The 7,553-nt window shown below is 70.8% G+C and carries 6 protein-coding genes and 3 pseudogenes; 7 read left to right on the top strand and 2 right to left on the bottom strand.

The annotated features are described in order from the left end of the window. Positions 1-144: 144 nt before the first annotated feature. Positions 145-468 carry a hypothetical protein gene (locus RH94_RS02370; RefSeq protein WP_073946018.1) on the top strand — a complete coding sequence of 108 codons (324 nt, stop codon included), beginning with the start codon at positions 145-147 and terminating at the stop codon, positions 466-468. Between the two features lie 141 nt (positions 469-609). On the opposite strand, the pseudogene RH94_RS02365 reads toward RH94_RS02370, so the two are convergent. Continuing rightward, positions 610-1,077 (bottom strand): annotated as a pseudogene (locus RH94_RS02365) (site-specific integrase); the annotation flags it as partial. Positions 1,078-1,237: 160 nt separating this feature from the next. On the opposite strand from RH94_RS02365, the gene RH94_RS02360 reads away from it, so the two are divergent. Then, the gene (locus RH94_RS02360) at positions 1,238-2,557 is read left to right on the top strand and encodes an ISL3 family transposase (RefSeq protein WP_073946017.1); all 1,320 of its coding nucleotides are present in this window, start codon (positions 1,238-1,240) and stop codon (positions 2,555-2,557) included. 59 nt (positions 2,558-2,616) lie between these two features. Then, positions 2,617-2,901 (top strand): hypothetical protein, encoded by a 285-nt coding sequence (locus RH94_RS02355; RefSeq protein WP_234425478.1) that lies wholly within the window; start codon positions 2,617-2,619, stop codon positions 2,899-2,901. 76 nt (positions 2,902-2,977) lie between these two features. On the opposite strand, the gene RH94_RS02350 is transcribed toward RH94_RS02355, so the two are convergent. Further along, a complete protein-coding gene (locus RH94_RS02350; RefSeq protein ID WP_073946016.1) occupies positions 2,978-3,610 on the bottom strand; it encodes a DinB family protein in 633 nt (210 codons plus the stop codon). Between the two features lie 220 nt (positions 3,611-3,830). Between RH94_RS02350 and RH94_RS02345 the strand changes: the two genes are divergently transcribed. From RH94_RS02345 to RH94_RS02335, 4 genes and pseudogenes are all read left to right on the top strand, one after another. Continuing rightward, entirely contained in the window at positions 3,831-4,424 is a 594-nt protein-coding gene (locus tag RH94_RS02345; RefSeq protein WP_073946015.1) for a winged helix-turn-helix domain-containing protein, read from the top strand. A gap of 33 nt (positions 4,425-4,457) precedes the next feature. Beyond that, positions 4,458-5,032: pseudogene (locus RH94_RS42005) on the top strand (MFS transporter); the annotation flags it as partial. A 1-nt stretch (position 5,033) separates the two neighbouring features. Further along, positions 5,034-5,713, top strand: a pseudogene (locus RH94_RS42000) (MFS transporter); the annotation flags it as partial. Positions 5,714-5,903: 190 nt separating this feature from the next. Then, the coding region (locus RH94_RS02335) for an MMPL family transporter (RefSeq protein WP_234425477.1) at positions 5,904-7,553 on the top strand (1,650 nt) is incomplete at its 3' end.

Raw genomic sequence — 7,553 nt, 5'->3', positions numbered from 1 at the left:
AAGTGAAGGTGAATAAATCAAATTACACCAGGGGCCAGCGCAGGAAGGACGAATGGCTAGCGAAGACGTACGGGTTTGAAACCTCGGTCGTCCGGCGCGGTACAGCGTGTCCAATCTGCAACCCCTAACCTGAGAGGATGACCTATGAGTAGCGACTTCGCCTTCTGGAAGCGCTCTGCTGGGGACCCTGAGGAAGTCTTCGACGGCCTCGCTGAGGGAGACACACGCGACCTTGTCGTGAGCCCTGACGTATTGCGGTTCCGGGAGAAGTTGCTGACTAGGTGGCCAGACGTAGAAGACGTTCTGGAGCCGTCTCGATTCGACCTGGAAGAGGAACCGGACGACGCCGGAAAGTACGTCCTCCTGACCCTCTCGGTTCGCCAACTTGATTATCTCCCTGAGATTCTTGACATGGCGAAGAGGGGCGGCCTCGTCGGATTCAGCGGAGTAGCGGGAGAGCCGATTTAGGCTTCCGATTCGCTACGCGTCCAAGCGTAAAGATGCGGACCCTGTCGGTGTCGCATGTAGGGGCCGTTCTGCGGCTTGACGGCAGTAGATGACGGCAACGGCGGCGGACACCAGGTGTCTGCCGCCGTTGCCGTGCGTGTGTCAGGGGCGGTCGAGGGTGTCGATGGCGTCTCGCTGGAGGCGGAGTCGGACGTGGGCGTAGACGGTGGCGGTGACGCCGATGTGGGCGTGGCCGAGGAGTTCCTTGATGACGACGAGTTCGACGCCCTGTTCCAGAAGCAGGGTGACAGTGGAGTGCCTGATGCCGTGGAAGCGGATGCGGCGGAGACCGGCCTTGCGGAGGAGCGTGATGAAGGCGCGGGTGAGGTTGGTCGGGTCGATCGATCCACCCTGCACCGTGGTGAAGGCGTGCCCGTTGGGCTGCCACGCGGTGCCTGCTGCCTCGCGCTCACGCTGCTGCTGTTCGTGGTGGTGCTTCAGTGAGTGGACGCAGCGGGCGGGGAGAGCGATGCGGCGTTCAGAGGCCCGGGTCTTGGTGGGCAGCGTGGTGAGCCCGCCTGCGCTGGTGCGCTGAAGGGTGCGGCGGATGGCTGCGGTGCCCGCATTGAGGGGTCTTCGAGCTTGAGCGGTGTGCGTCTCCTGCGCTGCTGACGCAGCATCACGTCCTGTGACTGATCCGGGTGGGCTGGCGCCCCGGATGCAAGGTGCCCGTGGTCCTCGGTGATCATTTCCGTTCTCTACGCAGGACGATCATGCAGGAGCCACGGGCTTGTTCAACGATACGACGTTGCTGCTCGACCTGGACGGGGTGTCCGTCGTCCGGGTCGAGCGGCTGGCCGACGGCATCCGCCGGGTCCACCTGGTCACGGCCGACGAGACGGCCAGGGTCTGCCCGGGCTGTGGAGTCTTCGCCTCCCGGGTGAAGGGCTCCGCGACGACCCGGCCCCGCGATCTCCCATACGGCGAGAGCGGGCTGGAGTTCTTCTGGCACAAGCGCCGCTGGTGGTGCCGTGAGCCGAGCTGCCCGCGTCGGTCGTTCACCGAGCAGACCGAGCAGATACCAGCCAGCGCCAGAATCACCCTGCGACTGCGGGCCGCGGCCGGACGCCGGATACGCGACGCCGGGTCCACCGTCGTCCGGGCCGCCCGTGATCTGCACCTGTCCTGGCCGACCGTGATGCATGCCTTCCGCGACCAGGCCCGCGAGGTCGTCGACGCGCCCCTGCCCGAGGTCGACGTCCTGGGCATCGATGAGACCCGCCGCGGACGGCTGCGCTGGGAACAGGATCCCGGCACCGGCAAGTGGCACCTGGTGCGGGACCGGTGGCACACCGGCTTCACCGACGCCCTCGGGACGGGCGGGCTGCTGGGCCAGGTAGAGGGCCGCAGCGTCGCCGACGTGCTGGCCTGGCTCGCCACCACCCCGCTGACCTGGAGAAAGAGCATCACACACGTCGCCACCGGCATGTCCGCCACCTACCGCGCCGCGGTCCGCACCGGCCTGCCACACACCACGGTCGTGGTCGACCACTTCCACGTCGTGCAGCTGGCGAACAAGATGCTCTCGGCCATCCGGCGCCGCACCACCGCCGAGGTCCGCGGCCGACGCGGCCGGGCCACCGATCCGGAGTGGAAGGCCCGCCGGCGCCTGCTGCGCAACCGGGAGGACCTCACCGACGAGCAGTTCGCCGCCATGTGGAACGCGCTGCTCGGCGAGGGGACGATCGGGCAGACCCTGCTGAGGGCATGGATCGCCAAGGAGAACCTGCGCAACCTCCTCGCCCTGGCCAGAACCGGCGCCGACCGGAACCAAGTCGGCCACGCACGCTGGAAGTTCCTCACCTGGTGCGCGGACTCCGACATCCCCGAGGTGCGGCAGCTCGCTGTCACCGTCGACCGCTGGTGGCCCGAGATCGCCGCATTCATCGACGCCGGACACAGCAACGCTAAGAGCGAAGGCATCAACCGTGTGACCAAGCTTGTCGCCCGCGCGGCGTTCGGCTTTCGCAATGCCGACAACCAACGGCTACGGACACGCTGCGTCACCACCCGCCGGGCCCGCGGACACCTCCGCACCGCTCAACTTTGAAGACCCGAATTAGCTAAGTTGCCGCCACCCCGCCTGAAGTTCACAAGGGAGCGGCAGTCATGAGCCAGCAGCAGAAGACCTTCCGTGCCATCGAGGTCGGCGACGGCAGCGACGGGCGATGGGCCGCCCATGCACAGCCCCTGTGGCCGCTCGCGGAGGAGTGGATGACCGAAGAGAGCCGGACCCCAGAGGGCGCGGACCTTGCTCGGAAGTTGTTCGAGGCCCATATGCCGGAGCTGGTCCCGGTGCTCGACCGGCTCGCCCGTCAGCTCGACCATCCCGAAGTGGAAACCTTCCTCTTCTCTCCGGGGTCCCGCACCGTGGCCATCGGCCGAGCCGACTGAGTCGCAGTCGTACGACCGCGCCCTGGAGTTCCGTTCGGAGCCGCAGGGCGCGAGTGTGAAAAGGTCCCCGTACGGGTCAGGGTGTGCGGCGTGGCTTTCGGGCGCGGTACAGGTCGCGCAGCAAGGCGATCTCCGCTCCGTGGTGCAGCAGTTCCTGGTTGACCCACCAGATCGTCTCGATGAACGGGTCGTCGGGGTCGCTGCCGTGCGGGTAGGTGCTGTGTCCCACCGTGTCGAGGGCGGTGTCGTCGGCGCCGAGCAGGGCTTTTCGCCACGCCGAGGCGGCGTCGGCGAAGGCCGCGATCGCTCCGGCGGCGTCTCCGTCGCTGCGGAAGTCGTCCCGGGTCAGCGTGTGGCCGCCGGCCGTGTGGTCGGCGCGCAGGGCCAGCAGCTCGGTGAGGTGGCTCAGGCGCCAGGCGATCGTGGTGAAGGGCGGCGGGAACGGGTGCGGGGCGGGCGCGGCGTCGCGCCCCCAGTCACCCGTGCCGGCCAGGACCGTCGCGCGCGGCCCCGGCCCGTCCGTACGCCGCCGGACCGACCAGCAGTCGGGCACCGGCTCCCAGAGGTACTCCTCGTCGGTCAGGGGGCCGACCTCGATGTCCGTGCCGTTGCCGCTGTCCATGACCGGGCCGGTCAGCCGGTCGGCGAGGCGCTCGCGGGCGAAGTCGAACTGCTGCAGCAACGGGGAAAGGCGGGACGGTACGGGCATCAAACGCTCCTGCGACGGCCTGGTGGGGCGGTTGAACCGCTGGTTCGCCACCCTGTCACAGCCGGTACCGCGGCGCGCTTCATTTTCAGGGCGTCCGCCGCTGTCCGCGAGTCCGCTCAAGTCTCCATCGGATCAAGGAACTTCGCGCGGAGCCAGGTTTCTTGCCACCAGTTCTGAAAGAAATATTGCGCAACTTCTGCTTCATATCTACGGTGACGGCATGTCACCGAAGCGCGAGTTCGAGCGGATCACCGACCTGTCCCGTCTGAAGGCGTTCACGAACCCGCTGCGGTTGCAGCTCTACCGGCTGCTGTACGCCGCGGGCACCGCGACCGCCTCCCAGCTCGCCGAGCAGGTCGACCAGGCGCCGTCGCTGGTCAGTTACCACCTGCGCAAGCTGGCCGAGCACGGCTTCGTGACCGAGGCGAGCGGCCGGAGCGCCGACGGCCGTGAGCGGTGGTGGCGGGTGGCGTCCGAGGAGGGCTGGGGCTTCCGCGACTCGGACTTCGCGGACACGCCCGAGGGCGCCGCCGCCGTCGGCGCGGTGACCCGCGGCATCGTCGACAACCGCATGGCCCAGTACCGCGCGTACCTGGACCAGACGGCCGCCTGGGGCAAGGCGTGGACCGACGCCGCCTTCAGTTCCGAGTGGCTGCTCGACCTGACCCCGGCCGAACTCGCCGAGATGAGCGACGAGCTCCAGGCGCTGGCCCGGCGCTGGCGGGAGCGCGGCAGGGACGCCAGGGCGGCCGGCGACACCGAGGACCGCGAGCACGTGTCCGTGCACCTCTACGGCTTCCCGTTCCGGCCCTGACCCGGCCGTATCCCCGACTCACCGGAGCCCACCATGGCCACCGCACGGACAGCCCTGCCCGAACGCGCCACCGCGCCGGCCCACCGCGACGGAAACGTGCTGCGCTGGCTCACCGCCTACACCGTCTCCCTCGTCGGGGACAGCGTGTACTTCGTCGCCCTCGGCTGGTCCGCCCAGAAGGTCGCCGATCCCACCCAAGTCGGCCTCGTCATGGCCGCCGGGGCGCTGCCGCGGGCGTTGCTCATGCTCGGCGGGGGCGTGGTGGCCGACCGGTTCGACCCCCGTCGCGTGATCCTCGGCAGCGACGCGCTGCGCTGTCTGCTCATCCTCGCGGTGGCCGCCGGTATCGCGCTGACCGCGCCGGCCCTGTGGATGCTGGTCGCCGTGGCGCTCGTCTTCGGCGCCGTGGACGCCCTGTTCGTCCCCGCGATCGGTGCCCTCCCGCCGCGGATCACCAGCCCCGACCAGCTGGCCCGGGTCACCGGCATGCGCTCCCTGTCGATGCGCCTCAGCCAGATCGCCGGCCCGCCCGTCGGCGGCCTGGCCATGGGACTCGGGGGAGCGGCGGCCGCCTTCGCCGTCGCCGGCCTGCTGTTCGCGCTGTCCCTNCCCTGCCGCTCCTGCTGACGATACGGATACGGCCCCTCGGGACGGGCGACGAGGAGCGGCCGGAGCCCGGCACCGCGCGCAAGGACCTGGTCGACGGCCTCCGGTACATCCGCCGCCACCGCCTCATCGGCCCGCTCGTCGTCGCCGGCGCCGTCTGCGAGCTCGGTCTCACCGGCACCCTCAACGTCGGCATGGTGCTCCTCAACGCCGAGCGCGGCTGGGGGCCTTCCGGTTACGGCTGGATCGTCAGCAGCCTCGGCGCGGGAGCGGCGGCCGGCGCCGCGCTGCTCACCATCGCCGGCCGGCTGCCCCGTGCCGGACTGGTGCTGGCCGGGACGGGGCTCGTGGCCTGCGCGGGAGCGGCCACCGTCGCACTGGTTCCGGCCCTCTGGACCGCCGCGGTGCTGGCCGCGGTCGCCGGGCTGGCCGTGGGCGTCTTCGGCAGCCTCAGCAGCACCCTCGTACAGACCGCGGCGGACCCCGCCCATCTCGGTCGGGTCACCTCCGTCGTCATGCTCACCGCGGTCGGTCTCGCGCCCCTCAGCTATCCGCTGGTCGGTGCCGCCATCGGAGCCTGGGGCGCCGCCCCGGTGTTCGTCGGCTGCGGTGCCTTCGCCGGCCTGGGCGTGGCCATCGCCCTGGCCTCCGACGCGGTGCGGCGCGCAGAGCTGCCCCGGTAGCGGCCGGGATGCACGGGACCACCAGGGGGCGGCTCCCGGCCGGTGCCGTACGCCCACGGGAGTAACGCCCCGCCCGGGACACCCCTCGCAGTACGGGCCACTTCGGTCGCTGGAGCGACGTGTCCGGCCCTTCTCACCGGAAGTCTGGTGAGGACCCGGACATCCGAGCATCCGAGGAGAGGGGTGGCCCATGGGGGCCGTACAGGAAGAGCAGAGGACGCGCCGGGGACGGCTCGTGCCCTGGACCCTGCTGGCGATGTGGCTGGTGGTGCTGGTGCTCGCCTCGCCGCTGGCCGGGAAGCTCTCCGGCGTCCAGCAGAACCGGAACGTCGACTACCTGCCCGCGAGCGCCGACTCCACCCAGGTCGCCAAGGTCCAGGACAGGCTGCCCGGCGGCGAGTCCACGGACATGGTCGTGGTGTACCACCGCGACGGCGGGCTGACCGAGGCCGACCGGCGCACCGCCGCCGGGCAGATCGACGAGATCGCCGCCGCGCACAAGCTCAGCGCACAGCCGCGGGCCGTCCCGTCCAAGGACGGCACCACGCTGATGTACCCCGTATCCAGTACCGAGCCCGGTCAGGACAAGGAGGCCAAGAACGCCCTGGTCGACGACGTCCGCGAGACCGTCCGGGGCACGGAGGACGGGCTGACGGCCGAGGTCGGCGGGCGCGCCGGAGTGCAGGCCGACTCCGGCAAGGTCTTCGAGTCACTGGACGGCCCGCTGCTCTACACCACCGTCGCGGTGGTCGCCGTCCTGCTCGTCCTGATCTACCGCAGCCCCCTGCTCTGGCTCGTCCCCCTGCTCACCGCCGGCGCCGCCAACTTCACCGCGATGGCCGTCGCCTACGGCCTGCACGCATGGTTCGGCACCACCGTCACCGGCGCGAACAACGGCATGATGACCATCCTGGTCTTCGGCGCGGGCACCGACTACGCCCTGCTGCTGGTCTCCCGCTACCGCGAGGAGCTGCGCCGCGTCGAGCGGCCGTACGACGCCATGCGCGCCGCCCTGCGCGGCTGCGGCCCCGCCGTCCTCGCCTCCTCCGGTACCGTCGCCGCCGGCCTGCTCTGCCTGCTGGCCGCCGATCTGAACAGCACCCGCGGCATGGGCCCGTTCGGCACCGTCGGCGTGCTCAGCGCGCTGCTGGCCATGATGACCCTGCTGCCCGCGCTGCTGGTCCTCCTCGGCCGCCGGGTGTTCTGGCCGCTGGTGCCGGTCTTCGGCAGTGAGCCGAAACAGCGGCGGTCGGTGTTCGCCGCCATGGGCAGCTCGGCCGGCCGCAGGCCGGTCACCGTGCTGGTCGCCGGCGCGGCGGTGCTCGGCGCTCTGGCGCTGGGCACCCTCAACCTGCAGGGCAGCCTGAAGAACGAGAACTCCTTCATCGACACCCCGGAGTCGATCACCGCGGCGCGGACCCTGGCCACCGCCTACCCGGAGCTCAGCAGCCAGCCCATCGACGTGGTCGTGCCGGCCAGTGAGGCCGACCAGGCCCTGGAACGGATCCGCGGCACCGAGGGCGTGGCCGCCGCCGAGCCCCGCCGCAGCGGCACGGGCTGGACCGAGATCGCCGTGACCGCCGACGCCCCGCCGGAGTCCGCCGGCGAGACCGCCACCATCCACGCACTGCGCTCGGGACCGGTCGGGGAGCTGGGCGGCCACGTCGGCGGACCCAGCGCCCAGCTGATCGACCTCAAGGACGCCAACGCCGGCGACCGCGTCGTCGTCGTGCCGCTCGTCCTGGGCTCCGTCCTGATCGTCCTGATCGTCCTGCTGCGCAGCCTCGTCGCCCCGCTGCTCCTGGTCGGCGCGGTCGTCGCCGTGTGGGGTGCGGCGCTC

Source organism: Streptomyces kebangsaanensis, assembly GCF_001906585.1.
Lineage (GTDB): Bacteria > Actinomycetota > Actinomycetes > Streptomycetales > Streptomycetaceae > Streptomyces > Streptomyces kebangsaanensis.
The sequence above is the reverse complement of the archived record's forward strand: the minus strand, read 5'-3'. Positions and strand labels throughout refer to the sequence as shown.

Excerpts from the sequence above, each read along its gene's own strand:
- RH94_RS02350 (WP_073946016.1), bottom strand. The coding sequence starts at position 3,610 with ATGCCCGTACCGTCCCGCCTTTCCCCGTTGCTGCAGCAGTTCGACTTC.
- RH94_RS02355 (WP_234425478.1), top strand. The coding sequence starts at position 2,617 with ATGAGCCAGCAGCAGAAGACCTTCCGTGCCATCGAGGTCGGCGACGGC.
- RH94_RS02345 (WP_073946015.1), top strand. The coding sequence starts at position 3,831 with ATGTCACCGAAGCGCGAGTTCGAGCGGATCACCGACCTGTCCCGTCTG.
- RH94_RS02370 (WP_073946018.1), top strand. The coding sequence starts at position 145 with ATGAGTAGCGACTTCGCCTTCTGGAAGCGCTCTGCTGGGGACCCTGAG.